This window comes from Alcanivorax sp. DP30, from assembly GCF_009882945.1.
Classification (GTDB): domain Bacteria; phylum Pseudomonadota; class Gammaproteobacteria; order Pseudomonadales; family Alcanivoracaceae; genus Alcanivorax.
Window position 1 is genome coordinate 578,212 of sequence record NZ_WTUY01000004.1, and the last position, 17,959, is coordinate 596,170.

The following is a 17,959-nucleotide window of genomic DNA, read 5'->3' on the forward strand; positions in this document are numbered from 1 at the left end:
GCAGGCCTCTGCCATCACCCGCCTAGCCCACAAACGACTCCGGGCTGTAACCACAATGAAAACCAAACGGCACATGGTTCTTCAGCGGCACCACGGCCACTTCTTCCAGATTGCGGGCATCGAAGATCACCACTTCGCTGCTGTGGTCGCGGGCATCATAGACCATGCTCACCAGCCAGCCTTCCTGATTTTCATCTTGCTCACGGGGCGGCACATGCATGGCTTCAGAGGTATAACGGCCTTCACCCAGTGCGTGCGCTTTCACCTTGCCGGTTTGCAGATCAATCCGTTCCACGCCATCGAAGAAAGTAGAATTGCCACTCATCATGCAGGCGGCATACATCACCGAGGTGGGCTGGGTAGTGTAGCGTTGATCCCACTGGGGAAACTCGCCGCCCAGGGCCTCCTTGTATTCGTTGGCCTCCATCGTGCCACTGTGGAGATCCAGGCGGTAACGCATGAATCGCCCGGCAGCGGTATCGCCATTGCTGTGGAGCACATTGCGCAACTGCTCATTCACCGAAAAATCCTCGTAGCGGGTCAGATCCACTTCGATCTTTCCGTCGTCGGTTTCCCAGGCATTGGAGAAGTGAATCGCCACAAAGGGATCGTCAACGGTGAACACCTTTTCCACCTGAAAATCTGCTGTGCGCACCACATAGATTTTCATGCCCAGCTCCGGGCGCCAGGCAATGGCCTGATCGAACGGAATCAGTCCCGCCAGCCAGGGGACCGGTGACGTCATGGCAATGGGGGACTGGAAGAAGATCATGTAGTTTTCGGTAAGCGCGAAGTCGTGGCAGAAGCTGAGGAAATCCACCTCAAAAAAACCCTTCTCCACCAGTTGCCCGGACGGGGCGATCTTGTAGAGATCAATGGCGCCCTTGCCAGTGAGCATGCCCTTTGGATTGAACGACGGGCGAATACCGAAGTTGTAGCAGACACCGGTGCGCGGATTGACCTTGCCATGGGCACTGAAGGCATTGAACTTGCCCAGCTTGCCCTCGTAGTCGTACTCGCCAATAGTCTCCAGGGTGGCCGGGTCGAGCTGCCACGGGCGACCGCCTTCCCACAACGCCAGCAGCTTGCCGCCGTGATAGATCAGGTTGGTGTTGGCACAGTTGGCCGGCAGGCGGCCGATGTTCTTGCGGATGCCACCGGGGGCGTTGTGGCCAAAGCTGCGTTTGACGATTTTGTTGGCTTTGGTTTCCGCCAGATACTTGGGCGTGCGCACATAACGATTGCGGTATACCACCCCGTCACCCCTGAACGACACAGCGTGCAGCATGCCGTCGCCATCAAACCAGTGACCAAACTCCTGACCACCGATCTTGTTACGCCCCGGACCAATCCGGAAAAAGGTTCCGCTAACGGCATCCGGGATAGTGCCCTTCACTGCGTTGAGAGGAACAACGTAATCCAGCTCCTCATTCAGCGCGTCAAAACCACCGTGATGCGTCACCGGCTCACCGGGAGACGTCCGCAGCGTACTCTCTTCTGCCGCCATGGGATAACCCCTGCATTGTTCTTGTCAGAGCTTCCTTTCTAAGCCTTGACGGGATGGTGTGCAAGGAGGGTTAAACAGCTAACTGTTTGCTGTTTCATGCTGTGCAGGCATGGCTAAAGTGGCCAGCTGGACGCAGCAATCGCCCCTCAGGAAGTTACGCTGTCAGCACGCCCAAAATCACCGCTTGCGCCTTTACCCCTCACCCACCTTCAGGTCCATGAAGCGGTACGCGCTCTGCCATTGCATATTCAGGCCACAGGTTGAGCCGCCGCACCGATCAGCACGACCCCGAAAATCACCCAGTCGTTGATGATGTGCGCGCCGGTGGAGACCCACAGGTTTTTGGTTTTTATGTACGCCAGCGACAACACCAGGCGGGCGCTGCCGATGACCACCAGACACTGCAGCAGGTTCCAGTTGTAGGACGGCAGGTGAACCAGACCAAACAGCAGGGAAGACAACAGCCACGCCATGATCACCGCCTTGATACGGGACAGGCCAAGGCGATCATGGGCCAGATGCAGCACGGCGAGGAAAGGCAGCACGGTCAATACTTCCTCACCAAACAACTGCGGAAGGGTGTGCAGGAAAAACCATTTCCGGCCGCTGGCATCCATGTCTGCCAGACCATGTACGGCGGCGTTGACCTCGGCACCAAACACCGTCATCACCAGCGCACCCAGCGCCACCGTGATCACCAGATTCAGGATCGCAAAGCCCAGCATCCAGCCCACATCGGCCCCGCGCACCCGGCGAAACAGACAGCGCCAGTGACGGCCCGCTACCAGACGCAGGGCCAGCAGGGGCAGCACCGGAAACAACAGGGCGCGAATCAGCACGCCAGCATCGCTGGTCAACACCGGCACATTGACGGTGAGGCAGGCAAAGCCCAGCGCCACGGCCGCCAGCACCACCAGCCATTGCCCGCCAGACAGGGTCACCGGCTGGCCGTCATAAAACGGGAAATCGTCATTCGGCCTTTCCAGCCAGTCTATGCGGCCTTGTTCACTCATTGCCTGTTATCCATGACGGTGATTCGTTCCCGCACACATGCGTGTTTGGCACGGGTATCGTCGAGCTGCCAGCGTTCAGCCATCGTCGCGCTTACCACGTGGTAATCCGTTCTTCCTTTGGCAGATACAGCGCCGCCTCCGGCCCTACCTCAAAGGCGTCATACCAGGCATCCATGTTTCTCACCGTGCCATTGGCGCGGTAGCGGCTGGGGCTGTGCGGGTCTCGCAGCAACAGTTCACGGGCATAATCATCGGTACGCTTGCCGCGCCACATCTGTGCCCAGGCCAGGAAGAAACGCTGCTCGGCGGTGAAACCATCGATCTCCGGCGCACCGTCCGGATAGTGATCGCTGATGTATTTCTGCACGGCATGGTAGGCCACCGACACGCCACCCAGGTCGGCGATGTTTTCGCCCAGCGTCAGCCTGCCGTTCACATGCGCCCCGGGCAGCGGTTCGTAGCGGTCATATTGGGCGGCCAGCCGGTCGGCCCGTTGTGTGAATTCCTTGCGTGATGCCTCGGTCCACCAGTCGCGCAGGCGGCCAGTGCCATCATACTGGCTGCCCTGATCATCAAAGCCGTGGCTGGTTTCGTGGCCGATCACGCCAAGAATGGCGCCGAAGTTCACGGCGAAGTCTGCGGCCGGATCAAAGAACGGCGGTTGCAGGATCGCCGCCAGGAACACAATTTTGTTTTCTGCCGGGCTGTAGTAGGCATTGATCTCCTGCGGGTTATTTCCCCATTCCCAGTCACGCACGGGCTCGTCCAGCTTGGCGAGGGCGTCATGCATTGCCCAGCGTTGCACCTGTTCGATGTTCCCCAGCAGATCATCCGCTTTCAGATCCAGCGCGCTGTAATCGTGCCAGCGGGACGGATAACCGATTTCTGCATTGAGCATGGACAGCTTCTTCAGCGCCTCACTGCGGGTGGCCTCATCCATCCAGCCCAGGCTCTCGATACGTTCACCGAACGCCTCTCTGAGATAACCGATATAGGTCATCAGGGTCTGGCGATATTCCGGCGGAAAATGGCGAGCCACATACTCCTGGCCAACCACCTCGCCCAACACGCCATTGAGCAAGGTGATGGCATTCTCGTCCCGGGAACGTTGCGCCTTCAGCCCCTGAAGGCGAGCACCATGGAAGGCAAAGTGACGATCCTGCCACTCGCGCCCCATCATTTCCGCAGCGCCATCCAGCAGGTGGAATGCCATGTAGGCCTGCAACACGGCAACCGGTGTCTGTTCGAACAACACGGCGGTTTCTTTCAGGGCGGTGTCGGTATTGGCAACGATGGTGGTATCGCTTGAGAGGCCCGCCCCCATGCTGTTCAGCATGCCCAGCCAATCCAGACCGGGAGCATAATCGGCCAGCGCCGAGAGGGTCATGTAGTGAGCCATACGCACCGGATCACGGGTGTCGGCGTTGCTCCAGTGGGCCTTGGCCAGCGTCGTCTCCAGCTCGAGAATGGCCGGGGCCTGGCTCACCAGATCATCCCGCCCGGCCAGGGTGAACAAGTCGGCCATGTAGGCGGCATAGGCCGCACGGTGATCAGGATAAGGCGCCTCTTCCATCAGGTAATACTCTCGGGATGGCAGCCCCAATCCGCCCTGATGCAGTATCAGAATGTAGCGGGACGGGTCACGGGTATCGATATTGACACCCAGGTCCACCAGCCCGGTATAGCCTGGCTGCTGCATTAACCCAGTCAGCGCCTGGTGATTGTCGGCAGCAAAAATCGCTGCCAACTTTGTTTCGATCGGCTGAATGCCCAAGGCATCCAGTTTGTCCACGTCCATATAACTGGCATACAGGGCCGCGATCATTGCCTGGTTGTGGCTCTGCGGATTCGCCGTGGCATCGGCGATGATCTCGCGGATATCCGCTTCCGCTTTCAGGCTCAGTTCGATAAAGGAATCAATCCGCGGCACCCCCGGCGGGAAGTCGGCCGTGTTCAGCCAGCCTTCATTCACATAGGCAAAGAAGTCATCGCCGGGCTTCACCGTGGTGGACAGATATTGTGTTTCTACGCCCCAGTCGCCCAGCGCAGCTTGCTGGGCTGTCAGCGGCACAGTGGACGTGGTGCCAGACTCCTCGCCCTCCTGCTTGTCACAACCACTCAGTGACAAGACCGCCAGGGCCAGTAATGTCGTTCCAAACTTTTTTATGCTGTTGTACCGGTATGCCGTCATGCCCCTCTCCCTGTGAGCCATAAGCTTGCCATGCTTCCCTTTGATTTGCATATTCGAAAGGGATTTAACAGGGCGCAGCCCAACCCCGACCCTCAGAGACGCCGAACATGGATCTGCAACTCAACAACAAAACCGCCCTGGTCAGCGGTGCCCATCGCGGCACCGGTAACGTCATCGCCACCACTCTGGCAAAAGAAGGCGCCACGGTGGCCCTGCATGCCTTCACCCCGGAGCAAGCCGATGCGGCCATGGCCGCCATCACCGATCCGAACCTGAACATCATCCCGGTGGTCGGCAACATTCTCACCGATGACGGCGCGCAGCAGGTCATGGATCAGCTGGCACAGCATGGTCTCGGTATCGATATCCTGGTGAACAATTATGGCACCGCCATGATGGGCAAATGGGACACCCTCACCACCGAGCAATGGATCGAGGCCAGCAACGTGAACCTGCTCACCGCCGTGCGACTGATCCAGCACTGCACCCCGCACATGAAGGACCAACAATGGGGCCGCATCATCAACCTCAGCACCATGGGCGATCACCAGCCCAACGCCATCATGCCGCATTACTATGCCGCCAAGGGTGCGCTCGCCAATGCCGCCGTCAGTCTCGCCAAAGCATTGAGCCATACCGGCATTACCGTCAACACGGTTTCCCCGGGCCTGATCAAGACCGCTGAAATAGAGCAGGCCTATCTGCGCCGGGCAGAGAAAAAAGGCTGGCCAACGGACTGGGCGTCTCTGGAAAAGCGCATTGTGGAGCATGACTTCCCCAACCCGGCCGGCAGGCTTGCGACGCGTGAGGAAGTGGCAGATCTGGTGGTTTTTCTGGCTAGCCCGAAAGCCGGGTTTATCAATGGGCAGAATATTCGGGTGGATGGAGGGGCGGTCAGGTATGTGTAAGGCGATGAGTAATAATGAAAGGGTTGGCGAATCACCCGTTTCCCGCTGAAACGAGCGCCGCTTTGCATCGATCACAATATAAGCCAATATAAAGCGTGGCCCTGATTGCCCACTCAGGCATAACACACTGAATTGATGAGCAGAACTTTGCTCCTCTTGTTACTGCAATAGCCCGGCACAGGCGAAGTAGCGTTAATATCGCCGGGCCATAAGCCATTCCCTGTTGGCATCTGGTGAGGGAAACGCAAGCAAGACACCGATAGACACGTAAAAGGATTGCTCGCCTATCTCATTGGAGGGACTCTTGAGATTGCAGAACAGGCTTCAGGGGGTGCAGTGGTTTCTGTTTAGCGCAACGGTCACTGCTTTGGCGCTGGCAGCAGCGGCTTATTTTGTCGAGCGGCAGACCCTGCTTGCGCACCAGATCAATGCCGAGACCCACGTTCACGAGCGTCTGTCCATTGTTCAGGCACGCCTCGAAGGCTTGCTCAACGAAAGTATCCAGCTCACCTACGGACTGGTGTCCGTCATCTCCGCCAATCCAGACCTGACCCAGGCCGAGTTCGAACGGGCCGCCCACCCGCTATTCCAGGGCCGCTCTCTTCTACGCAATATTGGCGCGGCCCCCGACATGGTCATCCGTTATATGTATCCGGTGGAGGGAAACGAAGAGGCCATTGGGCTCGACTATAGAAAGCTGCCCCAACAACGCGATGCCGCTCTGCGCGCCAGAGACACCGGCGAAATGGTACTGGCCGGTCCCCTCAATCTGGTCCAGGGCGGGCGCGGTCTGGTGGCGCGCATTCCTGTCTTTATTGGCCAGAAAGGGTCGTCACATTTCTGGGGACTGCTATCTGTGGTGCTTGATGCTGACCGGCTATTTGAGGGAAGCGGCCTCGTCGATCCATCGCTACCTATCAGCGTCGCACTGCGGGGCAAGGACGGCACCGGCAGCAAGGGCGAAGTATTCTTTGGTGACCCGAATCTGTTCCGGGAAAAATCTGTCACGCTGCCAGTGACACTTGCCCACGGCAACTGGCAGCTGGCCGCTCAGCCCATCGGCGGCTGGGAAGCCAAAGACAATACTGTCGCGGTCATCTGGGTTGGCTTTGTGGCTGCACTACTGCTTTGCGTGGGCCCCATGCTGCTGTTGGCCTACTACGCTCACCAGCGCAAAAAATCCGAACTTCAGGTTGCCGCCTACTATAGCGAACTGGAAGCACAGGTGAAGGCGCGCACCGCCGAACTGTCTGCCGCCAAGGAAGACGCAGAAGCGGCCAACGTGGCCAAGAGTGCCTTTCTCGGCAAAATGAGTCATGAACTCAGAACGCCCCTGCAAACTATTCTCAGCGTGGAACAGCTTCTCCGTTCTGATCCACTCACTAACGAACAGCAAACCCTGCTCGATACCCAGCACATCGCCAGCGAGCATCTGTTCAGCGTCATTGCCGATCTGATCGACCTGTCCAAGATCGAAGCCGACAAGCTTGAACTTGAGCACCAACACGTGGACGTGAAGGAAATTCTTTCCGAGGTAATACGCCTTGTGGAAACCCAGGCAGGTGAAAAGGGATTAGTTGTACGCGCCGAGTCCGACAGCCTGCCCACCAACATGCTGGGTGATGCCGGACGCCTGCGTCAGATTCTGCTCAATTATGCTGGCAATGCCGTCAAGTTCACCAATGCCGGAGAAATCCACATTCGCACCTGGGTCGATTGGCAGGATGCCGACAATGTCATGCTGCGGTTCGAAGTCTCCGATACCGGGGTCGGAATACCCGAAGAGGATTTGCGACGCCTCTTTTCACCCTTTGAACAGGCAACCAATCTCACTGGCACCGCCCGCTTCGGGGCTGGCCTCGGATTGGCCATCAACAAGTCTCTCGCTCAGCTTATGGGCGGGGAAGCCGGTGCCGAGAGCGAGCCCGGCAAAGGCAGCACCTTCTGGTTCACCGCTTGCCTGCAGCTGGATGCCACAGCCAGCAAGGTGGTCAAATCAACCAAACGCGAAGAAGCGCTCAAGAATCTGCGCGCTGCCCATAAGGGGAAGCGGGTGCTGGTTGCGGAGGATACGCTGGAAATCCAGATGATCCTGCGCAAGATCCTCGGGCAAGCCGGTCTTGAGGTGACCGTAGTCAATGATGGTCGCGAAGCCATTGAACGGTTTACACAGGAATCGTTCGACCTTGTCCTCATGGACATGCAGATGCCCAACGTAGATGGCCTTACCGCTACCCGTGAAATTCGATCCATGCCAGCAGGCAAAAAGCCTCCAATCCTTGCTATCACCGGCAACGCCTTCGACGCTGACCGGTCTCGCTGTCTCGCGGCGGGCATGAATGATGTACTGGTCAAACCGGTCCGCTTGGAGAGGTTGTGTGAAGCGGTCGCGTACTGGTTGTCTGAAGCCTCAGCCTGAACGAGCACACCGTTATCCGCCAGGAACGAAGAGTTAGTGTCCGGCACAGAGACGGGGGGCACATTTATGCGCGCCCCCAATCTCCCACTTCCAACCCTACCTGCAACTTGCTTCCGCATAGCTGTATCCCTGATTAACGGTAATACTTGTTCCGGGGTCCGGAGTCAGGTCTTGTTCCGTGCGCAAGGGCACGAGACAAGACCTCATATCCCCTCAACACCTCTACAGCCTTTTAATAGGCATCAATTTCGGAAGCACCAGCGAAGCAGGGACACGCATCAACTTATCATTTCTTGTCCATCACCCAATATAACGGACGTAAAGAACTCACCTGTATCAAGGACAAACCCCATCTGCGTAAGGCATGCCCCAATTCATGGGCGTCCTCGGTTACTTCATTCGTGTTCCCGATTATCTGGATTTGAAACAAATCCGATGGTTGGGCATCCAATGCTCAGGAGGTAACACAATGCGCACACTATTCTTTCTCGCCGCTCTCACACTGAGCGCCCCCGCACTCGCCGCTGAGGCCTACTTTGCCGGTGGCTGTTTCTGGTGCACGGAATCGGATTTCGAAGCGCTGGAAGGCGTCAGCGAGGCCATCAGCGGGTTTGCCGGTGGTGACGAGAAGCACCCCAGTTACAAGGATGTGGCCCATGGCCGCACCGGCCATACGGAAACGGTAAAAGTCATCTATGACCCGGCCGTGGTGAGCTACGACAACCTGCTCACCTGGTTCTGGCAGCACGTGGACCCCACAGACCCCAATGGTCAGTTTGTGGATCGCGGCCAGCAATACCGCAGCGCGATTTTCTATCAGACCGAGGCGGAGAAAACCGCAGCACTGGCCTCGCGTAACGCGCTGGAGGAAAGCGGTCGCTTCGACAAACCGATCGTCACCGAGATTACCGAGCTAAACGCCTTCTACCCGGCGGAAGACTACCATCAGGATTACTACAAAACCCACAGCCTGAAGTACAAGTACTACCGCTACCGCTCCGGCCGTGACCAGTTTCTTGAGGAGCACTGGGAAAACCCCAGTCAACGGCCCTGGCTCACCGACAAGGTCACCCAGCGCTGGCAGGGCCCGGACCAGTTTCAGCGGCCCAGCGATGAGGTACTGAAAACATCCCTGCCCAGGGAGGTCTACCAGGTGACCCGGGAAGACGCCACCGAACGGGCCTTCCAGAACGCCTACTTCGACAACAAGGCGGAAGGCATCTATGTGGATGTGATCAGCGGTGAGCCGTTGTTCTCCTCCACCGACAAATATCCATCCGGCACCGGCTGGCCCAGCTTTACCCGCCCCATCGACAAGGACGCCGTCACCCTGCACGAAGACAACAAACTGTGGGCCACCCGCACGGAAGTGCGAAGCCGTTATGCGGACTCTCACCTGGGCCATGTCTTCAACGACGGCCCCGAGCCCACCGGCCAGCGCTGGTGCATGAACTCTGCCGCCATGCGGTTTGTGCCAAAAGCGGAGATGGAGAAACAGGGTTACGGCGCGTATTTATCACGCTTTGAGTGATGGACCTGGATCCCTTCTTCACTCGAAACCCAGCACGTTGAAAATCTTAATGGGAGATGGGAAGCCTTACCCTCACTGACCGTGAAATGTGAGGTCTGACCCCCGTGCCTCTCCGCTAGCGGCCTAATTTATATCTCTCGTTCCTTTACACGCTGGATATGCCGAGCAGCCCCAAAACTTGCCGCCCCTATTGGTGCCTTTCGCAGCTGTTCTAAGCACCATTTCTTTGCCACACCTGGCACAGATTGGATTATGCATGTTAGCTTGAATGTTCTTTATATGTTCCTTAGTCCTCGCCTTTGAGCTTAAGTTTGTAGTATTAAGCAAACTTTCGAATTTCTGTATTTCACTATCTGACAGCACGCCATCCACATGAGATCGGATAAATGATCTCAATTTCCATAATGGAATAACATTATCCGGCATTCGATTTTTAAATTTACTCTTACCTGCAAATACCACAACTGAGACTATGTAGCTCTTATCCACTTCAAGAAAACTCTCAAGGGCTTTGACATGCTTGTAGTTTTGGTGAATAGGGTTTTTAAACTTGAATTTTTTCTTGTAGAGTACCTGCGTCCATTCTTTTTGACGCACCCCCCCAAATATCCAACCAGTCATATTCTTGGTTTCAATCACAAAAATACCACGTGTAGAGAGAACCACATGATCTATCTGTGTCGTTCCATCTGGAGCAGGCAACACCAAATTGTGGAAAATCTTCTGCTCACCACCAGTTATTGATCCTACGGATAAAGAAGACCTAACCTTGATCTCACCCAAAGCCCCCTTCACTCCAGGGGATTTGAGTATAGAAATGACAACTACAACTAAGATCAGAACAATCAGCTCAAACACTGCTTTCTTCTCCAGTGATCATCAAGCATACAGCCAATAGAAGCAGAAAGTTACGGCTCAGATTCAGACGCCCTTCCGATTACCGGAACACGAGGGTCAGCGGAACACGAGGGTCAGGTCTTGCATCGTGCCTCTTAACGCACGGGGCAAGACCTGACCCCCATAGTCACGCAGCTCTTACTTAAGCAATAAGGTATTGAGAAAGAAAGAAAAAAGCTGATCCAATAGCAGGGTGTTTATCTCGCCAAAGAACCACACCACTGCCAAGGATCAGCTTGAATGCATGCTAAGCATAACCGTCTGCGCCAGCAAGCCATCAGGGAACAGGCATCAGCGGCGCTCTGCGTGTCCCCGTGACGCAGTTACGCAGTTACGCAGTGTGCTTCGTGCATTCAGGCGCACGATGCAAGACCTGACCCCGGATCCCGAGTCCCCGGATCCCTCGCGATTATTCGATTACTGATCCAGTATGGCGTCAACATCCTTCTCGGCCGCAGCCATAAAATCAGCTGCTGAGAATGGCAGCATGCTTAAAACTTCGCTTTGGCACTCAGATTTCTTCGGGCCCGCCAAAGACAGCATGTATTCCGGGGATTCAGATTGTAATAGTTTAAGCACACGGTCGAGATTACGACCTCCAGCAGCCTCTCTAAACGCCATTTTCATGCCTGGAGTAACCCGTCCGGACTCGGAAAGCCGCTCCAGAACAGACCAAGTGATAACTCTTGAGCGAAGATCTTTCTTGATTGCTATAAAATGGTGATTTGAGATTTTATCGAGATCTTTCCCGATCTTTATATCCACTTCTTGAAGCTTACTTGCTAGACCCGGATCATTCTTAATCGGATCAAACCTGAGAAGAGCCCTTGCACGAGTCGGCATATCAGGGTGCGTCGTGTAAGTAGCATCTGAATATCGTGATGTGGACTTTGAAAACTGCTGAGCAAATCGTTGGACTGAAAACTGGAGGTGACGAGATGACAGCCCTGAGGCAGTCTTGATAATGGCACGCATAGCTGAGTCCACTGACCCTGCCGCCACAAGTCCATACCTATCAGCGGATATCTCTTGATATCTACGACACTCAAAGAACTCAGGACTTCTCTGTATGGCTTCCGAATACTGCTTAGTGTGGTTCAGGATAAAATGCCCAACCTCATGGCCCAGCACAAAAGCAAGTTCATCGGCTTCCAGAGACTCCACTGCCCCGGAAGAAACACAAATAGCAGCGGAGTCCGAGCCGCTACCCAAGCACGCAGCTTGTATTACTGGATCTGAAAAGACAAAGGCTTCCACATTCGCTCTTGATATTGAGAACACCGAAAGCACATGTCGAATTACATCTTCAACACCTGGAGTGACATGCTCTGAGATCAAAAGCGCATTCCGGTAATATCCCTCCTTGAAAGCGTCCAAAAGAGTACGTGGCGCTGTACCACTTACAAGATCAGGAATTCTGAGCTCGCGGGAAAAGCGATAGGATTGTACACCTTCGAAACCGTGCCCAGACATAAGGTCAACCGTATTTCCTTCTGAGTTCAGCAATACTATCCAGCATTCGCTGAGCATTATCTCTTTCTGGACCAGAATTCAACGTATTTAGACGGTTATTCCATTTTGAGAACTCTTTGCGCAAGTGCTTCTTAACCTGATCATTATCCCAGTCTGGGCTTATGCCGAGCATCGACTCAACGCTCGAATCGGTCGTCGCACTGGCATCAAGAGCAACGATCCTTTGGTCTCTCATAGCGTTTATCTTATCCATATCAAGATCAAGCTTCGTCGCGATATCCCTTATTGTCTTGATTTCAGCCTGATCTGCCACACCGTCCGCAGCCATGACATCAAAGCAAAGTTCAACCGCTTCGTATTTTGCATTTTTATCAGCTACTTCGTTGAGCTCATTCACAATTGACGCAAGGGTAAGAGTGCCGGATTTTGCGTCCTCAAAGCCACTTTTGAGGGCTTCATTAAATAGCGACTTAAGCTCAGACTTTCGCTGCTCTTCAAATGGTGCAATTTTTTTAATGATCCACTCTTTTAGCTTATTGCCCTCCGTCTCATCCAAGCTACCGTCCGCCAGCGCTACCATCACGCCAAGCTTCAGCGTAAGCGCCCCAGCCTTCTCCCTATGCTCTGCCGCTTCTTCGTAGCCTTTCTCGTCAAAATCCCAGGATAGGTTTAACCTTATTACTTTAAAAACGCCGGGAGAGTTTTCATCAATAAAACCATATTGAATTCGTTGAGCAACTCGTTTGTCCATTAGCCGAACCAGAATGGCCAGCTGCCTAGTTCCGGAATATGGAGGCGTCATTATTTCAGGAATCACAGCACCGACATTGATGTACTCTGTTATCGCAACACCAGGACCATGGTGACCTACCTCTCTCATATCCTGATAAACAACATTTTCAGGCTCCTGAAAGTTATCCAGTGAGCAAATAACAGGCTTTGCAGTATCACTAGTGACATCGAGCACTGATGTCACGAAACATATGTCGGCCTCATAAGTAAGGGGCAAGATGCCCTTTGCCTCAATAATCTTGAAAAAGCCTTCTTTCTTTTCCTTGTCGACATACGAATCGGTTAGTCTCAGATTGAGGGGCTGGGGTAGTGGATTTACTACTTCTGAGCCCTTTTTGAAAATTGCACCTATCAGGGCGGGGCCAAAAATCAACAGTAGCAGGAGAATTATAGCTTCCATGATTAATCCACCATAAATTGATCAATTGACGTCTCTTCTTCCTTGCTAGCCATTGAGATATCGACATTTGTCTTTTGTCCTGATGCAACATCTTCATAGACGCAATGCAGAATCTGGTTGTCATCATAAGAGTAGGTAATTTTGATCTCCTGGCTCTCAGGTCTATTTGGCGGAAGCTTCAAATCTCCTTCCCAAATCACCTTCACAAACTGAGGGTCAGTCTCTGGCATAGAGGACTCTGTCAGTTTGCATTGCACATTCGTTTGGCCTTCATAGACCGTGTAGAAAGACTCCGTGACCGAGCATGGGATCGTGTTTCCCTTATTGATGATGATTGAATTTGTGAGCGCCTGCTGCCCTCTTTCTTCATCGAATCCAATAGAGATCGTGCCGAAGTACTTTGAGGTCTTCTCCGAAACCTTTATACCGCCAACCGACTGCTTTTGGACTTCAGTAAGCACTGCTTGGTCACCTTTGTAGGCTGCATACAAAGCGGCGCCTAGTGCGACAACTTCATCGACATTTCCGGTTGACATCGGCTCACGGGAAAACACGCTTTTAATACTTGCTTGAATAGCGGGAATTCTCGTACTTCCACCTGCTAACAGCACTTCTTTCACTTCAGATGGATCTATCCTCGCTTCTTCAAGGGCCTCCTCGCAAAGCATCTCCGCCTGTGCTATCAGCGACGAAATGCCTTCCTCAAACTCTTTACGCGTGACCTCGACAACCTCGCGATTTACACCTATCCGCACTGATTCTTTCTTGGATAGAGATTTCTTTTTGTCCTCTGCGTCATTGAGTGAAAAGTCCTTGGGGGACAGGTTCTCCCCAGTCTGTGATTTGTACTTTTCAGCAATCAGCTTATAAAGAGATTTATCAAAATCATCACCACCAAGCCTTGAAACACCAGCTGTCCCCATAACGGTTACATCATGGCCTTCAACCTTAATTATTGAGACATCAAATGTTCCGCCACCAAGATCATATACAGCATAGATTCCATGAAGGTCGTCTCCCTGCTTGAAAGCATGGTAGAGGGCGGCTGCCGTGGGCTCATTCACGATATACTTTACAGTCAAACCAGCTCTTTTTGCGGCCTCCATTGTCGCCTCTCGCGCCTCTGTCGAGAAATTTGCAGGGATAGTTATGACAGCCTCATGAATTTCTCCTATCTCATTTCTTGAGTATTCGGCTATTTTCTTGAGAACGGCTGCACTGAGATCCGTTGGAGAAAAATCATGTTCTCCAATTGTAAATTTCTGATCTTCTCCCATAACGCGCTTAAAACGTGCCGCCGCTAGATTTTCATCAATTCCCCAAGCCTTTTTAGCCTCTTCACCAACGTCAATTTTTCCACCCTCAATAGCGACGCAGGACGGAATGATGTTATTTCCATCTTCATCACGAATAATTACAGGCCTGCCCGTCTGATCGATATAGGCCGCAGCAGAGAATGTCGTCCCCAGATCAATACCCACAAAATTAGTCATTGTTGTTCTCCTTTTTATACCGCCCTACTACCACCCTTGCCTTTAGAATAACCAATGAGCTTGAATTTCCGTCTTGACCCAAACGAAACCCAGGGCGCTCAACGCCGATTATTTTCATATCAAGAGAATGGTCGTCGACGTCTTCAACCTTTGGCCTATCCTCAACGCCCACGGCTGACTTGAAGTTGGCGCCAATTTCAGGAAAGAACTTTTCTACCCCACAGTCATCCAGCGCATCCTCAAGTAGAAGGCGAATATTCGTTATTTCCGGGGATTCATCCTCAATTCCATCAATGAATAGAGACAAGCGAGTAAATCCAACGAGGTTTCTCTTCAGAATTTTTGTGTCGTAGCCATCTTTGAATCTCGCAATTTCCTGATCCTTATCTTCCAATGACTTCTGGAAAGTCAGCAACGATCGGCCGAGCATTTTTACACCGTCGGTGATCTTTACGGTATTTCTATTAGATGCCTCTCCAAACTTCTGATTCTCTTCATAGAGTTTCCCGAAGGCTTCAGACAGCCTATTAACGGCCTTTGCTAGCTCCTCGGGCAATAGAACATCCTGGCTTGCGATCAACACCTTACGCCAGCGGTAGAGATAGAAGGAGACAAGCACAGCACTGAAAGTTGTTACGCTGAGTGAAATTATCGCAATCCATGCCCAATCAGGCAGCGATGACACTGGCTCCCCCTGCCTTTTCAGCATTGAGCCTTTTAGGCTCTCACGGGCATCGGCGTGGGGTTCAGAGGTCAATGGTGAGACATCTTGTCCTTCTGGTATACCACTATCAGCCGCCAAGGCGGCTGCTGCCTCCTTATGATTCGGTAAGGCTGGAACACCGTCAGGGGAAAGTCTCTCATCTTCGGTTGGCGGCATGTAGCCCTGCGGCGTGAGCGAGAGCACTGCGGACTGAGATTCAGAACCAACGTCTTCCGCGTTGGCGAATGTCGACAAAACGATGGTCGACGAAAGAAACAGGACCCCCGCGAAAATTCGCAGACAAGCCATAAACACTCCTTGTTTACTCAAAAAGAAGGGCACCAGTTTTGCAACCAAGCAGCCCTTGAGGGCCCACGATGCGGCGACATCTTGGCGTCTTTTTTATCAACCGCAACTATGAAACTCAAGTTTTATGCCAAACCATTAGCTCTCAGCCCGCCACCACCAACGGCGCCAAATCGACCTTGTTGATCACCCGCATCGGTGTCGCGCCTTGCATCGTGCACACCCTTCCCGAAGTATCTGATAAAAAGTGAAAGACCAGTATTTATCATTTATCTCCCCTCTTACGCCAGCGAACTCAGTTCACTCTATATCAATTAATTAGCATTTTCTGTAAGCCATATCTTACAAACCAACCCTCCCATGTCTACCGTGCCCATTGAGATCATTACGCCACCGCCCACAAAAAAGCCCGGCAACGCCGGGCTCGTTATTAACTATTCACTATTAATTATTAATTGCCGTTTACTCCACCGTCACCGACTTCGCCAGATTCCGCGGCTGATCCACATCCGTCCCCCGCAGCACCGCCACATGATAGCTAAGCAACTGCAGCGGCACGGTGTACACGATCGGCGCAATGGTTTCCGGCACGGCGGGCATGTTCAGCACGTGGATGCCCTCGCCTTCTTTCACATGGGCGTTCTTGTCGGCGAACACGTACAGCTCACCGCCCCGGGCGCGGACTTCCTGGAGGTTGGATTTGAGTTTTTCCAGCAGTTCGTCGTTGGGCGCCACGGAGACCACCGGCATGTCGCTGTCTACCAGGGCCAGGGGGCCGTGCTTGAGTTCGCCGGCGGCGTAGGCTTCGGCGTGGATGTAAGAGATTTCCTTGAGCTTGAGGGCGCCTTCCAGGGCCACCGGGAAGTGGACGCCACGGCCGAGGAACAGGGCGTGGTGTTTTTCCACGAAATGCTCGGCCAGTTTTTCGATGGGCTTGTCCAGGGAGGCCGCTTGCTCGATCAGGTTGGGCAGCTGGCGCAGTTCATCGAGGATGTTTTCGATTTCGCTGTCGGCCAGACCTTTCTGGCGGCCTAGGGCCAGCACCATCATCAGCAGGCCGGCCAGCTGGGTGGTGAAGGCCTTGGTGGAGGCGACACCGATTTCCGGGCCAGCCTTGGTGAGGAATACCAGCTCGGATTCGCGCACGAGGGAGGAGCTGTCCACATTGCAGATGGCCAGACGCCCCACGTAGTTGGGCGAATTGGTATCACGCAGGGCCGCCAGGGTGTCGGCGGTTTCGCCGCTCTGGGATATGGTCACGAACAGGGTGCCTTCCGGTACCACGTGCCTGCGGTAGCGGAACTCACTGGCCACTTCCACCTGGCAGGGGATGCCGGCGATATCTTCGAGCCAGTAACGGGCCACCATGCCGGCGTGATAGCTGGTACCGCAGGCAACGATCTGTACGGTTTTGACCTTGTCGAAGATGGCCGGGGCTTTTTCGCCGAAGGCATTGATCAATTTGGCCGGGGACTCGATACGGTCTTCCAGGGTTTTCTGGATGGCGGCTGGCTGCTCGAAGATTTCCTTCTGCATGTAGTGGCGGTATTCGCCTTTCTCGGCATCTTCGTGGGTGCCATCGAATTCATGGGCGTCGCGCGCCACCGCATGGCCGTCGGCATCGACGATGCGCACGCCTTCAATGGTGATTTCTGCCTGGTCGCCTTCTTCCAGGAAGATAAAGCGGTTGGTGACTGGCAACAGGGCCAGCTGATCGGAGGCGATGTAGTTTTCATCGATACCCAGACCAATTACCAGCGGGCTGCCGGAGCGCACGGCGATGAGCTTGTGGGGCTCGGCCTTGTGGATGACACCCAGGGCATAGGCACCATCCAGTTTCTTGACCACTTGCTGGACGGCGGTGAACAGATCCACGCCGGTTTCCAGAATCTGGTGGAGCAGGTGCACGATGACTTCGGTATCGGTCTGGGAGGTGAAGTCGTAGCCCTGGCTTTGCAGTTCGTCTTTCAGTTCCTGAAAGTTTTCGATGATGCCATTGTGCACCAGGGCCAGATCGCTGCCGGACATGTGCGGGTGGGCGTTGGCTTCGGAGGGCTTGCCGTGGGTGGCCCAGCGGGTGTGCGCCACACCGGTGTAACCGGCGGCCTGGATTTCGCTGACTGCAGCCTCAAGGCCGGCTACCTTGCCCTGTCGACGCACCCGGGTAATGCCGTTGTCGTTGAGCAGGGCCACACCGGCACTGTCATAACCGCGGTATTCCAGGCGCTTGAGGCCGGTGATGAGGATGTTGCCCACGTTACGCTGGGCAATGGCGCCGACGATTCCACACATGTCTTTTCCCTAATTTCGCTGGTTGGGCGGGCAA

At 54.2% G+C, this 17,959-nt stretch carries 12 protein-coding genes; 3 read left to right on the forward strand and 9 right to left on the reverse strand.

Translation table 11 applies throughout. The features are described 5' to 3' along the window. Nucleotides 1-22: 22 nt before the first annotated feature. From GQF00_RS09000 to GQF00_RS09010, 3 genes are all read right to left on the reverse strand, one after another. Nucleotides 23-1,507 (reverse strand): carotenoid oxygenase family protein, encoded by a 1,485-nt coding sequence (locus GQF00_RS09000; RefSeq protein ID WP_161318817.1) that lies wholly within the window; start codon nucleotides 1,505-1,507, stop codon nucleotides 23-25. 248 nt (nucleotides 1,508-1,755) lie between these two features. Next, entirely contained in the window at nucleotides 1,756-2,520 is a 765-nt protein-coding gene (locus tag GQF00_RS09005; RefSeq protein ID WP_161318818.1) for a CPBP family intramembrane glutamic endopeptidase, read from the reverse strand. A 91-nt stretch (nucleotides 2,521-2,611) separates the two neighbouring features. Further along, nucleotides 2,612-4,711: a M13 family metallopeptidase gene (locus GQF00_RS09010; RefSeq protein WP_161318819.1), complete on the reverse strand. Its 2,100-nt coding sequence runs from the start codon at nucleotides 4,709-4,711 to the stop codon at nucleotides 2,612-2,614. A 107-nt stretch (nucleotides 4,712-4,818) separates the two neighbouring features. On the opposite strand from GQF00_RS09010, the gene GQF00_RS09015 reads away from it, so the two are divergent. From GQF00_RS09015 to msrB, 3 genes are all read left to right on the forward strand, one after another. Continuing rightward, on the forward strand, nucleotides 4,819-5,619 hold the full coding sequence (locus tag GQF00_RS09015; RefSeq protein WP_161318820.1) for an SDR family NAD(P)-dependent oxidoreductase: 801 nt from the start codon (nucleotides 4,819-4,821) through the stop codon (nucleotides 5,617-5,619). Between the two features lie 304 nt (nucleotides 5,620-5,923). Beyond that, complete coding sequence (locus GQF00_RS09020) at nucleotides 5,924-8,038, forward strand: response regulator (protein ID WP_161318821.1); 2,115 nt, start codon at nucleotides 5,924-5,926, stop codon at nucleotides 8,036-8,038. Between the two features lie 469 nt (nucleotides 8,039-8,507). Further along, nucleotides 8,508-9,569 (forward strand): peptide-methionine (R)-S-oxide reductase MsrB, encoded by a 1,062-nt coding sequence (gene msrB, locus GQF00_RS09025; protein WP_161318822.1) that lies wholly within the window; start codon nucleotides 8,508-8,510, stop codon nucleotides 9,567-9,569. 123 nt (nucleotides 9,570-9,692) lie between these two features. On the opposite strand, the gene GQF00_RS16680 is transcribed toward msrB, so the two are convergent. The 6 genes from GQF00_RS16680 to glmS form a co-directional block, all read right to left on the reverse strand. Next, nucleotides 9,693-10,427, reverse strand: coding sequence for an NERD domain-containing protein (locus GQF00_RS16680; RefSeq protein ID WP_161318823.1), 735 nt, complete (start codon nucleotides 10,425-10,427; stop codon nucleotides 9,693-9,695). 456 nt (nucleotides 10,428-10,883) lie between these two features. Then, nucleotides 10,884-11,972: a M48 family metallopeptidase gene (locus tag GQF00_RS09035; protein WP_161318824.1), complete on the reverse strand. Its 1,089-nt coding sequence runs from the start codon at nucleotides 11,970-11,972 to the stop codon at nucleotides 10,884-10,886. Beyond that, on the reverse strand, nucleotides 11,944-13,131 hold the full coding sequence (locus tag GQF00_RS09040; protein WP_161318825.1) for a tellurite resistance TerB family protein: 1,188 nt from the start codon (nucleotides 13,129-13,131) through the stop codon (nucleotides 11,944-11,946). The genes GQF00_RS09035 and GQF00_RS09040 overlap by 29 nt, the downstream gene beginning before the upstream one ends. Before the next feature lie 2 nt (nucleotides 13,132-13,133). After that, on the reverse strand, nucleotides 13,134-14,624 hold the full coding sequence (locus tag GQF00_RS09045; RefSeq protein WP_161318826.1) for an Hsp70 family protein: 1,491 nt from the start codon (nucleotides 14,622-14,624) through the stop codon (nucleotides 13,134-13,136). Then, nucleotides 14,617-15,636, reverse strand: a complete 1,020-nt coding sequence (locus GQF00_RS09050) for a hypothetical protein (RefSeq protein ID WP_161318827.1) — start codon at nucleotides 15,634-15,636, stop codon at nucleotides 14,617-14,619. The genes GQF00_RS09045 and GQF00_RS09050 overlap by 8 nt, the downstream gene beginning before the upstream one ends. A 459-nt stretch (nucleotides 15,637-16,095) precedes the next feature. Next, on the reverse strand, nucleotides 16,096-17,925 hold the full coding sequence (glmS, locus tag GQF00_RS09055) for a glutamine--fructose-6-phosphate transaminase (isomerizing) (protein ID WP_161318828.1): 1,830 nt from the start codon (nucleotides 17,923-17,925) through the stop codon (nucleotides 16,096-16,098). Nucleotides 17,926-17,959 lie beyond the last annotated feature (34 nt).